The sequence below is a fragment of the Pseudomonas chlororaphis subsp. aurantiaca genome (genome assembly GCF_013466605.1).
Taxonomy (GTDB): domain Bacteria; phylum Pseudomonadota; class Gammaproteobacteria; order Pseudomonadales; family Pseudomonadaceae; genus Aquipseudomonas; species Aquipseudomonas chlororaphis_I.
This window is the reverse complement of sequence record NZ_CP059162.1, coordinates 5,093,130-5,107,314: the sequence shown is the minus strand read 5'-3', so window position 1 is coordinate 5,107,314 and position 14,185 is coordinate 5,093,130. Positions and strand designations below refer to the sequence as shown.

At 64.0% G+C, this 14,185-nt stretch carries 15 protein-coding genes; 7 read left to right on the top strand and 8 right to left on the bottom strand.

Features of this window, described 5'->3' with window-relative positions:
- Nucleotides 1–112: 112 nt before the first annotated feature.
- Complete coding sequence (locus H0I86_RS23155; protein WP_023966609.1) at nucleotides 113–715, bottom strand: Yip1 family protein; 603 nt, start codon at nucleotides 713–715, stop codon at nucleotides 113–115.
- Between the two features lie 279 nt (nucleotides 716–994).
- On the opposite strand from H0I86_RS23155, the gene ttcA reads away from it, so the two are divergent.
- Both ttcA and H0I86_RS23145 read left to right on the top strand, forming a co-directional pair.
- Nucleotides 995–1,819: a tRNA 2-thiocytidine(32) synthetase TtcA gene (gene ttcA / locus H0I86_RS23150; protein ID WP_023966607.1), complete on the top strand. Its 825-nt coding sequence runs from the start codon at nucleotides 995–997 to the stop codon at nucleotides 1,817–1,819.
- 76 nt (nucleotides 1,820–1,895) lie between these two features.
- Nucleotides 1,896–2,567 (top strand): DNA-3-methyladenine glycosylase I, encoded by a 672-nt coding sequence (locus tag H0I86_RS23145; RefSeq protein ID WP_180922331.1) that lies wholly within the window; start codon nucleotides 1,896–1,898, stop codon nucleotides 2,565–2,567.
- 90 nt (nucleotides 2,568–2,657) lie between these two features.
- On the opposite strand, the gene H0I86_RS23140 is transcribed toward H0I86_RS23145, so the two are convergent.
- Genes H0I86_RS23140 through arsC form a run of 3 tightly spaced genes read right to left on the bottom strand, consistent with a single transcriptional unit; the run spans nucleotide 2,658 to nucleotide 4,031 of the window.
- Complete coding sequence (locus H0I86_RS23140; RefSeq protein WP_180922330.1) at nucleotides 2,658–3,083, bottom strand: DUF2069 domain-containing protein; 426 nt, start codon at nucleotides 3,081–3,083, stop codon at nucleotides 2,658–2,660.
- Nucleotides 3,076–3,681, bottom strand: a complete 606-nt coding sequence (wrbA, locus tag H0I86_RS23135) for an NAD(P)H:quinone oxidoreductase (protein ID WP_009050285.1) — start codon at nucleotides 3,679–3,681, stop codon at nucleotides 3,076–3,078. Before wrbA ends, H0I86_RS23140 begins: the two co-directional genes overlap by 8 nt.
- Nucleotides 3,678–4,031: an arsenate reductase (glutaredoxin) gene (arsC, locus tag H0I86_RS23130; RefSeq protein WP_007931799.1), complete on the bottom strand. Its 354-nt coding sequence runs from the start codon at nucleotides 4,029–4,031 to the stop codon at nucleotides 3,678–3,680. Before arsC ends, wrbA begins: the two co-directional genes overlap by 4 nt.
- A gap of 129 nt (nucleotides 4,032–4,160) precedes the next feature.
- On the opposite strand from arsC, the gene H0I86_RS23125 reads away from it, so the two are divergent.
- Nucleotides 4,161–4,625 (top strand): TlpA disulfide reductase family protein, encoded by a 465-nt coding sequence (locus H0I86_RS23125; RefSeq protein WP_038576819.1) that lies wholly within the window; start codon nucleotides 4,161–4,163, stop codon nucleotides 4,623–4,625.
- A gap of 109 nt (nucleotides 4,626–4,734) precedes the next feature.
- Here the strand turns inward: H0I86_RS23125 and H0I86_RS23120 are convergent, their stop codons facing one another.
- The 4 genes from H0I86_RS23120 to H0I86_RS23105 form a co-directional block, all read right to left on the bottom strand.
- A complete protein-coding gene (locus tag H0I86_RS23120; RefSeq protein ID WP_023966598.1) occupies nucleotides 4,735–5,139 on the bottom strand; it encodes an META domain-containing protein in 405 nt (134 codons plus the stop codon).
- Nucleotides 5,136–5,573, bottom strand: coding sequence for a hypothetical protein (locus H0I86_RS23115; RefSeq protein ID WP_009050281.1), 438 nt, complete (start codon nucleotides 5,571–5,573; stop codon nucleotides 5,136–5,138). Before H0I86_RS23115 ends, H0I86_RS23120 begins: the two co-directional genes overlap by 4 nt.
- Before the next feature lie 90 nt (nucleotides 5,574–5,663).
- Entirely contained in the window at nucleotides 5,664–6,653 is a 990-nt protein-coding gene (locus H0I86_RS23110; protein ID WP_180922329.1) for a 2-hydroxyacid dehydrogenase, read from the bottom strand.
- A gap of 67 nt (nucleotides 6,654–6,720) precedes the next feature.
- Nucleotides 6,721–9,474 (bottom strand): response regulator, encoded by a 2,754-nt coding sequence (locus H0I86_RS23105; RefSeq protein ID WP_180922328.1) that lies wholly within the window; start codon nucleotides 9,472–9,474, stop codon nucleotides 6,721–6,723.
- 222 nt (nucleotides 9,475–9,696) lie between these two features.
- Here H0I86_RS23105 and H0I86_RS23100 point away from each other — a divergent pair, with 222 nt between their 5' ends.
- From H0I86_RS23100 to rlmD, 4 genes are all read left to right on the top strand, one after another.
- Nucleotides 9,697–10,419 carry a response regulator transcription factor gene (locus tag H0I86_RS23100; RefSeq protein WP_180922327.1) on the top strand — a complete coding sequence of 241 codons (723 nt, stop codon included), beginning with the start codon at nucleotides 9,697–9,699 and terminating at the stop codon, nucleotides 10,417–10,419.
- Nucleotides 10,406–11,818 (top strand): sensor histidine kinase, encoded by a 1,413-nt coding sequence (locus tag H0I86_RS23095; RefSeq protein ID WP_180922326.1) that lies wholly within the window; start codon nucleotides 10,406–10,408, stop codon nucleotides 11,816–11,818. Before H0I86_RS23100 ends, H0I86_RS23095 begins: the two co-directional genes overlap by 14 nt.
- Before the next feature lie 80 nt (nucleotides 11,819–11,898).
- Nucleotides 11,899–12,801: a cysteine synthase CysM gene (gene cysM / locus H0I86_RS23090; protein WP_180922325.1), complete on the top strand. Its 903-nt coding sequence runs from the start codon at nucleotides 11,899–11,901 to the stop codon at nucleotides 12,799–12,801.
- The gene (rlmD, locus tag H0I86_RS23085) at nucleotides 12,801–14,153 is read left to right on the top strand and encodes a 23S rRNA (uracil(1939)-C(5))-methyltransferase RlmD (RefSeq protein WP_180922324.1); all 1,353 of its coding nucleotides are present in this window, start codon (nucleotides 12,801–12,803) and stop codon (nucleotides 14,151–14,153) included. The genes cysM and rlmD overlap by 1 nt, the downstream gene beginning before the upstream one ends.
- Nucleotides 14,154–14,185: the final 32 nt, after the last annotated feature.

Here is a 14,185-nt window from a genome sequence, read left to right as displayed (position 1 = left end):
CGCAAAGCTGATGCATTCCGAATCGTCCAGGCGCCGAATGGTCGTTGCGCAGATTAGAAGGCCGCCTTGCGGCGGCCTGTGTTGGCAGATTGTGTTTGTTTTTTGAGCAGCGTCAGTTGGTGTAAACGGGGCCGACGCCAAGACCCCAGACGATCACGGTGAACGCCATGATCGCGACCAGCACCACCAGCCCAACGGCCAGTACGGAGCTTGAGAACAGGAAACCTTCGTCCGACGGAATGTTCATGAAGGTCGGCAATCCGACATACAGCAGGTAGACGGTGTAACTGATGGCGGCCGTGCCGACGATCATGCCGAGCCACATGTGCGGATACAGCGCCGCCAGGCCGCCGATGAACAGCGGCGTCGCCGTGTAGGTGGCAAACGCGATGCAGCGTGCCAGGCTCGGGCTGGCGTCGTAGGTGCGGGCCATCCAGTGGACGAAGGCGCCCATGACCGCGACCCCGCCGAGCATCGCCAGGTACGACATGATGGTCATCCACAGCGCGCTTTCCATGGTCAGCATGACCGGCGCTCGATTACCGATGACCCAACCGACCTGGGTGGTGCCGATAAAGGCCGAAACCGCTGGAATCGCCGCGAGAATCAGCGTGTGGGTGAGGTACATGTGGCTGATGCTTTCCTCTTCGTCGCCACGTATTTCTCGCCATTCCTGATCGGGGTGGGTGAAGAGTCCCACGACATGATGAATCATAGTCAGTCACTCCTTTGTTATTGCCATCGCCCCCCAACGGAGCGCCTACGGGCCAGTGGCCAAGTAAGTAAAGGTCTGAATACGTGTGCGACCTTATGTCGCAGTATAGAGAGGGCTGACTTGCAAAAGGTGTAGGTGTTAGAGCAAATCGCGCTGTCGGCGCGGCTGGTAATCGCATTCGGTGATTTGATCGGTCGGCTGGCGCCCGGCGCTTCGCCCGCGCGCGGTTTTTGCGTAAAATGACCGGCTTTTCGTCACACACCGCGGATTTCAAGCGCCATGGGCACTCTTACGGTCAACCAGAACAAACTGCAGAAACGCCTGCGCCGCCAGGCCGGGGAAGCGGTCGCCGACTTCAACATGATCGAAGATGGCGACAAGGTCATGGTCTGCCTGTCCGGCGGCAAGGACAGCTACACCATGCTCGACGTGCTGATGCACCTGCAGAAGGTTGCACCGATCAAGTTCGAGATCGTCGCCGTGAACATGGACCAGAAGCAGCCCGGGTTCCCCGAACACGTACTGCCGGCCTACCTCGAGGCGCTGGGGGTGGAGTACCACATCGTCGAGAAGGACACCTACTCGGTGGTCAAGGAACTGATCCCGGAAGGCAAGACCACCTGCTCGCTGTGCTCGCGCCTGCGTCGTGGCACCCTGTACACCTTCGCCGACGAGATCGGCGCGACCAAGATGGCCCTGGGTCACCATCGCGACGATATTGTCGAGACCTTCTTCCTCAACATGTTCTACAACGGCTCGCTCAAGGCCATGCCGCCCAAGCTGCGGGCCGACGACGGGCGCAACGTGGTGATCCGCCCGCTGGCCTATTGCAGCGAAAAGGACATCCAGGCCTATTCCGACCTCAAGCAGTTCCCGATCATCCCGTGCAACCTCTGCGGCTCCCAGGAAAACCTGCAGCGCCAGGTGGTCAAGGAAATGCTCCAGGAATGGGAGCGCAAGACCCCGGGCCGTACCGAAAGTATTTTCCGCGGCCTGCAGAACGTGGTGCCGTCGCAGCTGGCGGACCGTAACCTGTTCGACTTCACCAGCCTGAAGATCGACGAAACCGCGGCCTCGCGTTTCGTCAATGTGGTGAACCTCTGAGTCGTTTCGCGGCTCTGTATCGTGGAATCACGGCGCTCCTCTGAGCGCCGTTTCTTTATCGTCATTAGGAGAGGGCATGCGCGATTACAAGTGGCTGCACGAATACTGTCTGAACCGCTTCGGTTCTGCGGCCGAGCTGGAAGCCCATCTGCCGGTGCCGAAAACCCCGGCGCAATTGCGCAAGATCAGCGATGACCGTTATCTCTCGACCCTGGCCCTGCGGGTGTTTCGCGCCGGCTTGAAGCACAGCCTGGTGGACGCCAAGTGGCCGGCCTTCGAAGAAGTGTTCTTCGGTTTCGACCCGGAGAAAGTGGTGCTGATGGGCGCCGAGCATCTCGAGCGGCTGATGCAGGACACGCGGATCATTCGCCACCTGGGCAAGCTCAAGAGCGTGCCGCGCAATGCGCAGATGGTGCTCGATGTGGAGAAAGAGAAGGGCAGTTTCGGCGCCTTGATCGCCGACTGGCCGGCGACCGACATCGTCGGCCTGTGGAAGTACCTGGCCAAGCACGGTCACCAGTTGGGCGGCCTGTCGGCCCCGCGCTTTCTGCGGATGGTCGGCAAGGACACTTTTGTACCGACCTATGACGTGGTGGCGGCGCTGAATGCGCAGCAGATCATCGACAAGGTGCCCAGCAGCCTCAAGGACCTGGTCACCGTGCAGGGCGCCTTCAACCAGTGGCACGCCGAAAGTGGCCGGCCGCTGTGCCAGATCTCGATGATGCTGGCGTATACGGTCAACCACTGATTCGAAGTTGACTTCATCGCGGGCAAGCCTCGCTCCTACAGGAAACGGAATGCTTCTGTAGGAGCGAGGCTTGCCCGCGATGGCGTACCGTCAGACGGCGCTGACCTCGCCTTCGCCCGCCAGCTTGCGATTGAGCTGGAAGCGCCAGCGCACGTAGAGCAGGGCCGAGCAGAACACCGCCAGGCTGGCGAGCATCTCCAGGAGGCCGAACAGCTGGCGGTTCGGATCGTAGGCAGCCAGCGCGCCCTTGATGAAATACAGGTTCACCACGAAGCACATCCAGGAATGCCCGCGTGCGCTGCCCACTAGCATGCCCGGCGCCATCAGCAGCAGCGGCACCAGTTCGATCAGCAGGATCACCCAGGGCCGGGCACCGTGCAGGTCGGCGACGAACAAGTAGTAGCCGCAGAGCAGGCCGACCAGGCCGAAAAAGCAGATCAGGCTCAGTACCCGGGTGATGCGTACGCGTGGCTCCAGCCATTCGATGGCCGGCAGGATCTTCGGCTTTTTAGCCACGGCTGCTCTCCAGTTGCAGGGCAGTCTTGGCCAGGCGCAGGCCCAGGGCGCGGCAGAGGGCGACCTCGTGCTCGTTCAGCGGGCTCTTGCCGTCGGCGCCGGCATGGTGGCTGGCACCGTAAGGCGTGCCGCCGCCACGGGTTTCCAGCAGGGCCGATTCGCTGTAGGGCAGGCCGGTGATCAGCATGCCGTGGTGCAGCAGCGGCAGCATCATCGACAGCAGGGTGGTTTCCTGGCCGCCGTGCAGGCTGGCGGTGGAGGTGAACACCCCGGCCGGCTTGCCCACCAGGGCGCCGGTCAGCCACAGGTTGCTGGTGCCGTCGAGGAAATACTTCAGCGGCGCGGCCATGTTGCCGAAACGGGTCGGACTGCCCAAAGCCAGGCCGGAGCAGTGCTTCAGGTCATCGAGGCTGGCGTACAGCGCGCCGTCTTCCGGGATGCTCGGGGCCACGGCCTCGCAGTCGGCGGATATCGCCGGCACGGTGCGCAGGCGCGCCTCCATGCCACCTTGTTCGATACCCCGGGCGATCTGCCGGGCCATCTCGGTGGTCGAGCCATTGCGGCTGTAGTAGAGAACCAGGATGTACGGCGTACTCAAGGCAGGATCTCCAGCACGTTCTCCGGCGGCCGGCCGATGATGGCCTTGTCGCCGACTTCGAGAATCGGCCGTTCCATGAGTTTCGGGTGCGCGGCGATGGCGGCGATCAGCTGCGCTTCGCTCAGGCTGGCGTCGGCCAGGTTGAGGGTCTTGTACTCGTCTTCACCGGTGCGCAGCAGCTGGCGGGCGCCGATCCCGAGCTTGCCCAGCAGGCTTTGCAACTGGGCGGCATCGAGCGGGGTTTCCAGGTAGCGGACCACGGTCGGGGTCAGGCCACGGGCTTCCAGCAGTTCCAGCGCGCCGCGGGATTTCGAGCAGCGCGGGTTGTGATAAAGCGTCAGGTCGGTCATGGGCGGGTCGCATCTTGCGTAAGGTGGCGGCTATTCTACCTGTGCGACGGGCAGTCCTGAACCTTGCGAGGCGATGGGTCGCACGAGAAAGCGGGTTTGACTGGTTTTTTTCAATACAAGGATCAAGGCATGGCAAGGCAACTGGCAGCGGCATTGGCGATCATCGGCACCTTGTTGCTGAGCGGCTGCGGTAACGATTACGGGGTCGATCAATATGGCCAGAAAGTCGCCGCCGAGCGCGTGGACAAGCAGTGGCTGGTGCTCAATTACTGGGCCGAATGGTGTGGGCCGTGCCGCACCGAGATTCCCGAGCTCAATGCATTGGCCGAAGGGCTCAAGGGCCAGCCGGTGAGTGTGCTGGGGGTCAATTTCGATAACGTCCAGGGTGAAGAACTGAAAAGCGCCAGCGAAAAACTGGGCATCAAGTTCACCGTGCTGGCGCAGAACCCGGCGGAGATTTTCGATTTGCCACGCAGCGAAGGGCTGCCGGTGACCTACATCATCGATGACCAGGGCAAGGTGCGTGAGCAACTGATGGGCGAGCAGACTGCGGCGGGTGTGATGGCGAAGCTGGAAGCCCTGCGCGGGCATTGATCTGTAGCCGCTGCCGCAGGCTGCGATAAGGTCCGCAGGACCTTCAGCGATCTTGAGATCGCACCAGCCTTCAGGCCGATCGCAGCCTGCGGCAGCTACAGGGGAACGGTCAACCTTCCTCGAGCCACCAGCGCAACGGCTTGCCTTCGGCCGGCCAGAAGCGCACTTGTTCGATCGGAGAAATGTCCCAGCGCTGGACGGTTTCCAACGCCTGCAGGAAGCGTCGTTCCTGCTCCATCAGGGCAGGCGCGCACATCTTGCGGGTGCTGCCGACCTTGCCGAAGCTGAGCTTGTCGCCGTCCAGGGTGTAGGGCGCGAACCAATGGTTGCAGCCACCGTTGCCGTAGGCGCGACCGTCTTCACCGAGCGTGATGGTCAGGTGGCTGTAATCGATCAGCGGACGCTCGCCGATCCACTCCAGGATATAGCTGCGATCCTGCTGCAGTTTCACCGGCTCCGCCGCGCAACCCAGCAGGCCGGCGCCGAACGCGGCGGTCAACGCCAGGCGTTTCATTGGGCGGCTCGCTGGCATTTCGGGCAGAGGTGTTTTTCCCCTTCGCTGATCCAGCCCAACTCGGCGATCCGCGCGCTGGCCGCGGGTTTTTGCGCCTTGCTGCCCAGCTTGGCATCCACTGCGAACTCGAAGCTCAGCTCGGCCGCGCAGCTGTCGCAGTTGACCTGCCATTGATGGATCGCCAGCTCGCCGAATACCGGACCACGGGCCACGGCGACCCACTGGCCGACCGGGTTGATCAGGTGCCGCACGGTTTCCACCGTCAGGCGCATCGACAGGTCCTTGCTGCCCTTGAGGGTGACGATCAGCACGTCGTCGTTGCGGATGGAACCACCGTTGCCGGTGACCTGATAACGCCCGGGCACCAGGGCGCGGCATTCGATCAGGGTGTGTTGCGGGTTCATCAGGCTGTAGCGGAAATCGTGTTCGACCATGGGTCCTCCAAATCTGGCGCGTATGCTAGCACGCACCCTGATATCTCAGGTTGCAGGCAGATGACCTTCGCTTACCGCCGGTCCGTCGACTCAGCCTTCCACCCGGTTGCAGGGCGTGCCGGCGGCCCAGGCAGCGATGTTGTGCAAGGTGGTGTCGGCGATCGCCGCCAGGGCTTCGCGCGTGAGGAAGGCCTGGTGGGCGGTGACTATCACGTTGGGGAAGGTCAGCAGCCGCGCCAGCACGTCATCCTGCAGCGGCAGGTCGGAGCGGTCCTCGAAGAACAGCTGCGCTTCCTCTTCGTAGACATCCAGCCCCAGGTAGCCCAGTTGGCCGTTCTTCAGGGCTTCGATCAGCGCTGGGGTATCCACCAGGCCGCCGCGGCCGGTGTTGATCAGCATCGCGCCCGATTGCATCCGGGCCAGGCTCTGGCGGTTGATCAGGTGTTTGCTGTCGGCGGTGAGCGGGCAGTGCAGGCTGATGATCTGCGCCTGGGCCAGCAGCTCCGGCAGGCTCAGGTAACGTGCGCCCAGGGCCTCGACTTCTGGGTTGGGGAAGGGATCGTGGGCCAGCAACTGACAGCCGAAACCGGCCATGATCCGGGCAAAGGTGGCGCCGATCTGCCCGGTGCCGACGATGCCGACGGTTTTCCCCACCAGGTCGAAACCGGTCAGGCCGTGCAGGCTGAAGTCGCCTTCGCGGGTGCGGTTATAGGCGCGGTGCAGGCGGCGGTTCAGCGCGAGGATCAGGGCCACGGCATGCTCGGCCACGGCATGGGGCGAGTAGGCCGGGACCCGCACCACGCTCAGGCCCAGGCGCTTGGCCGCGGCCAGGTCGACATGGTTGTAGCCGGCCGAGCGCAGCGCGATCAGGCGCGTGCCGCCGGCGGCCAGCTGTTCCAGCACCGGGGCGCTCAGGTCGTCATTGATAAAGGCGCAGGCCACTTCGTGGTGCTCCGCCAGGGCCGCGGTGTCCAGGCTCAGGCGCGCGGCCTGGAACTGTAGCTCGAGGCCCGGCGGCAGCTCGGCGCCGAGGAAGCTGTCGCGGTCATAGTTCTGGCTGCTGAAGAGAATGGTGCGCATGGTGTCGTCCTTGTGGGTGGTTGCCCCCAAGCATGAACCTTCGGGGCGACCGGGTCGTTGCCCTGAGTCAGGCGTTGATGCGGGCCTCCGTGGCCAGGCGGTTGATCGCCCGTTCGAGTTCGTCGAGGGCGGCGAAGGCCTTGATGTCTTCCTGCTTGAGCAGGGTTTCGCTGCGCTGGCAGGCGGCGCGCAATTGCGGCACTCCGCAGTAGCGGGTCGCCCCGTGCAGACGGTGAACCCGTTCGATCAGGGCATTGTGGTCGTTGGCGGCACGGGCGGCGCGAATCGCTTCACGATCGGCCTCCAGCGAGGCCAGGAGCATCGCCAGCATGTCGGCGGCCAGGTCCGCCTTTCCGGCGGCCAGGCGCAGACCTTCCTCGTGATCCAGCACTTGCAGCTCGAGGCCGTTGCCGGACGGTTCGCCCGTGCGTTCCGGGCCCTGGTTGCGCAGGGCCAGACCGGTCCACTTCAGCACCACCTGAGCCAGTTGCCGCTCGCTGATGGGCTTGGTCAGGTAGTCGTCCATGCCGCTTTGCAGCAGGGCGCGTTTTTCGTTGGCCATGGCGTGGGCGGTGAGGGCGATCACCGGCAGCGGCGTGCAGTTGCGCTCGCTTTCCCACTGGCGAATCGCCTCGGTGCTCTGGCGGCCGTCCATGCCGGGCATCTGCACGTCCATCATCACCAGGTCGAAGGATTCGTTCTGCACCGCCTTGACCGCCGCGTAACCGCTGTCGACCGCGAGCACCTTGGCGCCCATGTCCTCGAGCAGGGTCTGCACCAGCAGCAGGTTGGCCGGGTTGTCATCGACACACAGCACCCGTGGCGGGCGACTGGCGATCGGTTCGCTCGGCTCGCTGCGCACCGCCTTGGGGTTGACCAGGTCGGCCAGGGCGCGGCGCAGTTTGCGCGTGCAGGCCGGTTTGGCCTGCAACTGGCTGTGCGGGTTGGGCACCGACAGGTGGAACAGCGTCTGTTCGGTGGTCGGGCACAGCACCAGCACTTTGCAGCCCAGGTGTTCGAGGTCCCAGATGTGCTGGTTGAGGCGTTCCGGCGGCATGTCATTGGTGGTGATGCCGAGAACCGCCAGGTCGATCGCCTGTTCGGTCTGGTGTACCCCGGTCACTCCGTTGGTCAGGGCTTCCAGGGTATTGAACGGCGTGACTTCCAGGCCGCAGTCCTCGAGTTGATGCTGCAGGGCCTGGCGTGCCAGTTCATGGTTCTCCAGCACCGCGACCCGCCTGCCGAGCAGCGGCGGGGCGGGCAGGTCTTCGGCGTCGTCGCGGGTTTTCGGCAGGCGTAGGCTGATCCAGAACTCCGAACCTTCGCCGGGCGTACTGTCGACGCCGATCTCGCCGCCCATCTGTTCGATCAGGCGCTTTGAGATCACCAGCCCCAGACCGGTGCCGCCGGGTTGCCGCGACAGCGAGTTGTCGGCCTGGCTGAAGGCCTGGAACAGGGCGCGCACGTCCTGGTTCGACAGGCCGATGCCGGTGTCCTGAATGCTGATGCGCAGTTGCACGCTGTCTTCGTGTTCTTCTTCGAGCATGGCGCGGGCGACGATGGTGCCTTCGCGGGTGAACTTGATGGCGTTGCTCACCAGGTTGGTGAGGATCTGCTTGAGGCGCAGCGGGTCGCCCACCAGCGACAGCGGCGTATCGCGATACACCAGGCTGACCAGTTCCAGCTGCTTGGCGTGGGCGGCCGGAGCGAGGATGGTCAGGGTATCTTGCAACAGGTCGCGCAGGTTGAACGGAATGCTGTCGAGCACCAGCTTGCCGGCTTCGATTTTCGAGAAGTCGAGAATTTCGTTGATGATCCCCAGCAGGCTGTCGGCGGATTTTTCGATGGTGCCCAGGTAATCCAGCTGGCGCGGGGTCAGCTCGCTTTTCTGCAACAGGTGGGTGAAGCCGAGGATGCCGTTGAGCGGTGTACGGATTTCGTGACTCATGTTGGCCAGGAATTCCGACTTGATCCGGCTGGCCTCCAGGGCCTCCTTGCGCGCCAGATCCAGTTCGATGTTCTGGATCTCGATGGTCTCCAGGTTTTGCCGGACGTCCTCGGTGGCCTGGTCGATGCTGTGTTGCAGTTCTTCCTGGGCATTCTGCAGAGTGCCGGCCATGCGGTTGATGCCCGAGGCCAGTTCGTCCAGCTCTTGGCTGCCGAGCAAGGGCAGGCGGGTTTCCAGGTTGCCGTCCTTGAGTTGGGTGACAGCCTGTTTGATCTGGCTCAGCGGGTTGTTGATGGTGCGCCCCATGCGCAGCGCCAGCAGGCCTGTGCAGATCAGCCCGGCGGTAATCAGCATCAGGCTGGCGAACAGGCTGCGGTAGCCGCGCAGCAGCATGCTGTTATGGGACAGTTCCAGCTCGACCCAGCCGAGCAGGCGGTCGGACTCGTCGGGAATCAGGTCGCCGGCCAGGTTGCGGTGGCGGCCGAATACCGGCAGCAGGTAGCGGGTGGCGTCGCTGCCGGTGCGTTGCAACATCTGGCTGCCATTACCGGTCGGCGCCTGGTTGAGCATGCTCGGGCCGGCATGGGCCAGGGGCGTGCGGTCGGGCGCGAGGAAGGTCACCGCGCGCACGTCCTGCTGTTCCAGGGACTGGGTGGCGATGCGTTCCAGCAGGGCGGTGTTCTTGTGGGCCAGGGCGGGTGCCACCAGGGGCGCCAGTTGCTCGGCGATCATTTCGCCGCGTTGCAGAAGCTGGGTTTGCAGGTCCGACTGCTGCATCCAGGTGAAATAACCGCCCAGCACCAACGCCATCAGGCTGGTTGGCAGCAAGGTCAGCAACAGCACGCGGCCTTTGATCCCCAGTTTCTTAAGCACGCAACTCTCCTGCTAACACGCCATGTTGAATGAACCCTGCGCACATCCGGTACGCACCACCTGCGCAGTGTAGCCATTTGCTTTGCCGCAATCTTCGCAAAATTAACCGTCGAACCGGTTGGCCTTCCCCCGATGTAGCGAACGCTTTGTCGACCGGTGTCGGTTGCCCGACCGCGGACAATCTTGAATAATCGCCCAACTGAGAATTACTTGCAGAAGCTAATGAATCCCGTATCTGTCGGCCATCCCCGGATCCTGAGCATCGAAGACGACCTGGTGCTCGGTGCCTATGTGCACGAGCAATTGGGCCGTTGTGGGTTTGATGTCACCTGGTGCCAGAACGGCCAGGAAGGGCTGACGATGGCCTGCCAGCAGCCTTTCGATGTGGTGCTGATGGACATCCTGCTGCCGGGGATGGACGGCCTGACGGTGCTCACGCATTTTCGCCAGAGCCATTCCACGCCGGTGCTGCTGATGTCGGCGCTGGGGGCCGAGGCCGATCGCATCAGCGGTTTCCGCCTGGGGGCCGACGACTATCTGCCCAAGCCCTTCAGCATGGCCGAGCTGCGGGTACGGATCGAAGCCATCCTGCGGCGCGTGGCTTTGGACCGCCGGCCGGCCCTGGCGCCGCTCAGGCAGGAAGCCCAGGGGCTGCGTTTCGACGACGAGCTGTGCGACGTGCATTACGGGCAACAGTGGGCCGGGCTGACCCGCAGCGAGTACCGCCTGCTGGAGACGCTCAACCGCAACGGCGACGAGGTCCTGAGCAAACCCTTCCTTTATCAGCATGTGCTGCAGCGCGGCTACGCGCCCCATGATCGCAGCCTGGACATGCACATCAGCCAGATCCGCCGCAAACTCAAGGCGGTCGGTTATGTCGCGCGGCAAGTGCGCACGGTCTGGGGCAAGGGCTATGTGCTGAGCGCCGTCGATGAAATGGCCTGAGCTACCCGGCAGGCATTCGCTGTTCTGGAAGCTGGCCTTTCTGTTGGTCGCCTTCTGCCTGCTGATGATCTGGCTGAGCTGGTCCTGGGGCCGCTACATGGAGCAGAAGAATCTGTTCCTCTCCGACGAGGCCCGCGGCACGCTGACCGGCTACGCCGCCGAAGCCGAACAGGCCTGGAACCAGGGGCAGAGCGCCGGGGTCGATGCCTGGTTGCAGGGCATGGCGGGGCGCGAACGGCATTGGGTCGGGGTCATCGGCCGCGACCTGCAGTCGCTGAGCAGCTATCCGCTGAGCGAAGCCGAGAGCCAGCACCTGACATTCCTGCGCGGCCTGGATTGGCCGGTCAGCCGCCATGCCCGTGGTTTGCCCTGGCTGAAGATTCCGTTTCCCAACGACCCGTCCGCCGGCAGCCTGGTGATCGAGCTGCCTCAGCGCTTCATGCCCGGGCGCTACCGGGTGTTCTGGCGGGTACTGACCAATGGGGTGATTCCCGGCCTGTTCACCCTGTTGCTGTGTGTCGGGCTGTATCGACTGCTGGTGGTGCCGCTGAACCAGCTGCGCGAACAGGCCAACGCCTGGCGCGCCGATCAACTGAGTGCGCGGCTGTCGAGCCAGACCACCAGTCGCCAGGACGAGCTGGGCGAACTGGGCCGGGCGTTCGACCAGATGTCCGAGCGCCTGCAGGGCACGGTGGCCTTGCAGCAGCAATTGCTGCGCGATCTTTCCCATGAATTGCGCACGCCCTTGAGTCGACTGCGAGTGGCTTGCGACGGCGAGCAGAGCCTGTCGGCGCTGCGCGAGCGGTTGGCACGGGAAGTCGATGGCATGCAGCGGCTGGTGGACGACACCTTGCAGCTGGCCTGGCTCGACACCGAGCGGGCGCCGCTGGCCGAGGAAGACATCCAGATCCAGGCCCTGTGGGAAATGCTCACGGAAAACGCCTGCTTCGAAAGCGCCTGGTCCAGCGCGCAACTGCACTGCGCGCTGGACGCCTCGTGCTGGGTCCGGGGCAACCTCAATACCCTGGCCCAGGCTCTGGAGAACATCCTGCGCAATGCCATTCGCCATTCGCCCGCGGGCGGTCGTGTGCTGCTGGACGGCCAGCGCCAGGGCGAGCATTGGCTGCTGTGGCTGGAGGATGAGGGGCCTGGCGTGGCCGACGCCGATCTGCAGCGGATCTTCAATCCCTTTACCCGCCTCGACGGCTCGCGTCCGGGCAATGGCGGTTTTGGCCTGGGGCTGAGTATCGCGCGCAACGCCGTGCAGCGTCAGGGCGGCCAGTTGTGGGCGGAAAATGCCGGGCGTGGCCTGCGCCTGAAAATGCGTCTGCGGGCTGCCGTTAGGGTGCAAACGCCTTCGAGCGAGGCTGATTCGCTGCCTTATATCGTTAAGCCATAAGACCCTCACTTTGCGTGATATGGCCTGCGAACGTTTGCCGGTATGATAGTCGCCCCCGCAGTCCGGATTGCGAATACGCCATGACCTTGCAGTACCCCACCATCGCCGATTGCGTCGGCAACACCCCGCTGGTCCGTTTGCAGCGCCTGCCCGGCGTCACCAGCAACACCCTGCTGCTCAAGCTCGAGGGCAATAACCCGGCGGGTTCGGTCAAGGACCGCCCGGCGCTGTCGATGATCACTCGCGCCGAGCTGCGTGGGCAGATTCACCCCGGCGATACGCTGATCGAGGCGACTTCGGGCAACACCGGGATTGCCCTGGCGATGGCTGCGGCGATCAAGGGCTACAGGATGATCCTGATCATGCCCGACAACTCCAGTGCCGAGCGCAAGGCGGCGATGACCGCCTATGGCGCCGAGCTGATCCTGGTCAGTCAGGAAGAGGGCATGGAGGGCGCGCGCGACCTGGCCGAGAAGATGCAGGCCGAAGGTCGCGGCAAGGTGCTCGACCAGTTCGCCAACCTGGATAACCCGGAAGCGCACTACACCGGCACCGGCCCGGAAATCTGGCGGCAGACCGAGGGCACCATCACCCATTTCGTCAGTTCCATGGGCACCACCGGCACCATCATGGGCACCTCGCGTTATCTGAAGGAACAGAACCCGAACGTGCAGATCATCGGCCTGCAACCGATGGAAGGCTCGGCCATTCCCGGCATTCGCCGCTGGCCGCAGGAATACCTACCGAAGATCTACCAGGCCACTCGCGTCGACCGCATCGTCGACATGACGCAGAGCGAAGCCGAAGAGGTGACCCGGCGCCTGGCCCGCGAAGAAGGCATCTTCTGCGGCGTGTCCTCGGGCGGTGCGGTGGCGGCGATGTTGCGCCTGTCCCGCGAAGTCGAAAACGCGGTGATTGTCGCGATCATCTGTGACCGTGGCGACCGTTACCTGTCGACCGGCATCTTCGATGCGCCCAACTGATGGCTAAGCCAGTCAGAGGCCTGCGCTTCCAACCTTCGGGCGGGAGCCGGGCGGCGCAGATCCCCGTTGGAAAAAAACAGCGCCTGACCATCGAGCGCCTGGCCAATGATGGCCGCGGCATTGCGTTCCTTGAGGGGCGTACCTGGTTCGTCGTCGGTGCACTGGCGGGCGAAGAGGTCGAGGCGCGAGTACTGGGCGCCCACGGCAAAGTGGTGGAAGCCCGTACCGAGCGGGTATTCAGCGCCAGCGATCTGCGCCGGCCAGCGCCTTGCGCCCATGCCGGCCGTTGTGGCGGCTGCAGCGTGCAGCATCTGCCCCATGACGAACAGCTTGCCCTGAAACAGCGCATGCTCGCCGAGCAGTTGTCGCGGGTTGCCGGTGTCGAGCCAGAGGTGTGGGCGCCACCTTTGAGCGGTCCGGAGTTCGGCTACCGACGCCGGGCGCGGGTCGCGGTGCGCTGGGACGCCAAGGCGAAAAAGCTCGAAGTGGGTTTTCGCGCCGCCGGCAGCCAGGACATAGTCGCCATCGACGAATGCCCGGTACTGGTACAGCCCTTGCAACCGATCATGAGCCGCTTGCCGGCCATGCTGCAGCGCCTGAGCAAACCGCAGGCACTGGGGCATGTGGAGTTGTTCAGCGGTTCGGCGATTGCCGTGCTGCTGCGCCATATGGCGCCGTTGTCCGCGGCCGACCGGGAGATTCTCCAGGCATTCTGCGCGTTCCATGAGGCCCAGCTGTGGCTGCATGGCGAAGGCGAGCCGCAACCGATGGACTCGGACCAGGTCCTGGGCTATCGCCTGGAGCCGTGGAATCTGCAGTTGGCTTATCGGCCGGGGGATTTTGTCCAGGTCAATGCCGGGGTCAACGAGGCGATGGTGGCCCAGGCCCTGGAGTGGCTGGCGCCGCAGGCCGATGAGCGTGTGCTGGACCTGTTTTGCGGCCTGGGCAACTTTGCCTTGCCGCTGGCGCAGAACGTTCGTGAAGTGGTGGCGGTCGAAGGGGTGGCGACCATGGTCGCGCGTGCCGCGGAGAATGCCGCTAGCAACAATTTGCATAACACCCGGTTTTTTCAGGCCGATTTATCGCAGCCCCTGAACGACGCCGAGTGGGCCCGCGAAGGCTTTTCTGCGGTACTCTTGGACCCACCTCGGGACGGGGCTTTCGAGGTGGTACGCAAGCTGGCGAGCCTGGGCGCCAAGCGCCTGGTTTATGTGTCATGCAACCCTGCCACTCTGGCGCGTGACACCGTCGAACTGGTCAGGCAGGGCTACCGGTTAAAACGTGCCGGGATCCTCGATATGTTTCCTCAGACGGCACATGTCGAGGCCATGGCGTTATTTGAAACGAGCTAGGACGGCTCGTCTAATCCGTTGGCCCGTCAGGC

Coding starts and splice junctions, on each gene's coding strand:
- H0I86_RS23100 (WP_180922327.1), top strand. CDS start 9,697: ATGAATCCCGTATCTGTCGGCCATCCCCGGATCCTGAGCATCGAAGAC.
- H0I86_RS23125 (WP_038576819.1), top strand. CDS start 4,161: ATGGCAAGGCAACTGGCAGCGGCATTGGCGATCATCGGCACCTTGTTG.
- ttcA (WP_023966607.1), top strand. CDS start 995: ATGGGCACTCTTACGGTCAACCAGAACAAACTGCAGAAACGCCTGCGC.
- H0I86_RS23110 (WP_180922329.1), bottom strand. CDS start 6,653: ATGCGCACCATTCTCTTCAGCAGCCAGAACTATGACCGCGACAGCTTC.
- H0I86_RS23095 (WP_180922326.1), top strand. CDS start 10,406: ATGAAATGGCCTGAGCTACCCGGCAGGCATTCGCTGTTCTGGAAGCTG.
- H0I86_RS23120 (WP_023966598.1), bottom strand. CDS start 5,139: ATGAAACGCCTGGCGTTGACCGCCGCGTTCGGCGCCGGCCTGCTGGGT.
- cysM (WP_180922325.1), top strand. CDS start 11,899: ATGACCTTGCAGTACCCCACCATCGCCGATTGCGTCGGCAACACCCCG.
- rlmD (WP_180922324.1), top strand. CDS start 12,801: ATGGCTAAGCCAGTCAGAGGCCTGCGCTTCCAACCTTCGGGCGGGAGC.
- arsC (WP_007931799.1), bottom strand. CDS start 4,031: ATGACCGACCTGACGCTTTATCACAACCCGCGCTGCTCGAAATCCCGC.
- H0I86_RS23145 (WP_180922331.1), top strand. CDS start 1,896: ATGCGCGATTACAAGTGGCTGCACGAATACTGTCTGAACCGCTTCGGT.
- H0I86_RS23155 (WP_023966609.1), bottom strand. CDS start 715: ATGATTCATCATGTCGTGGGACTCTTCACCCACCCCGATCAGGAATGG.
- H0I86_RS23115 (WP_009050281.1), bottom strand. CDS start 5,573: ATGGTCGAACACGATTTCCGCTACAGCCTGATGAACCCGCAACACACC.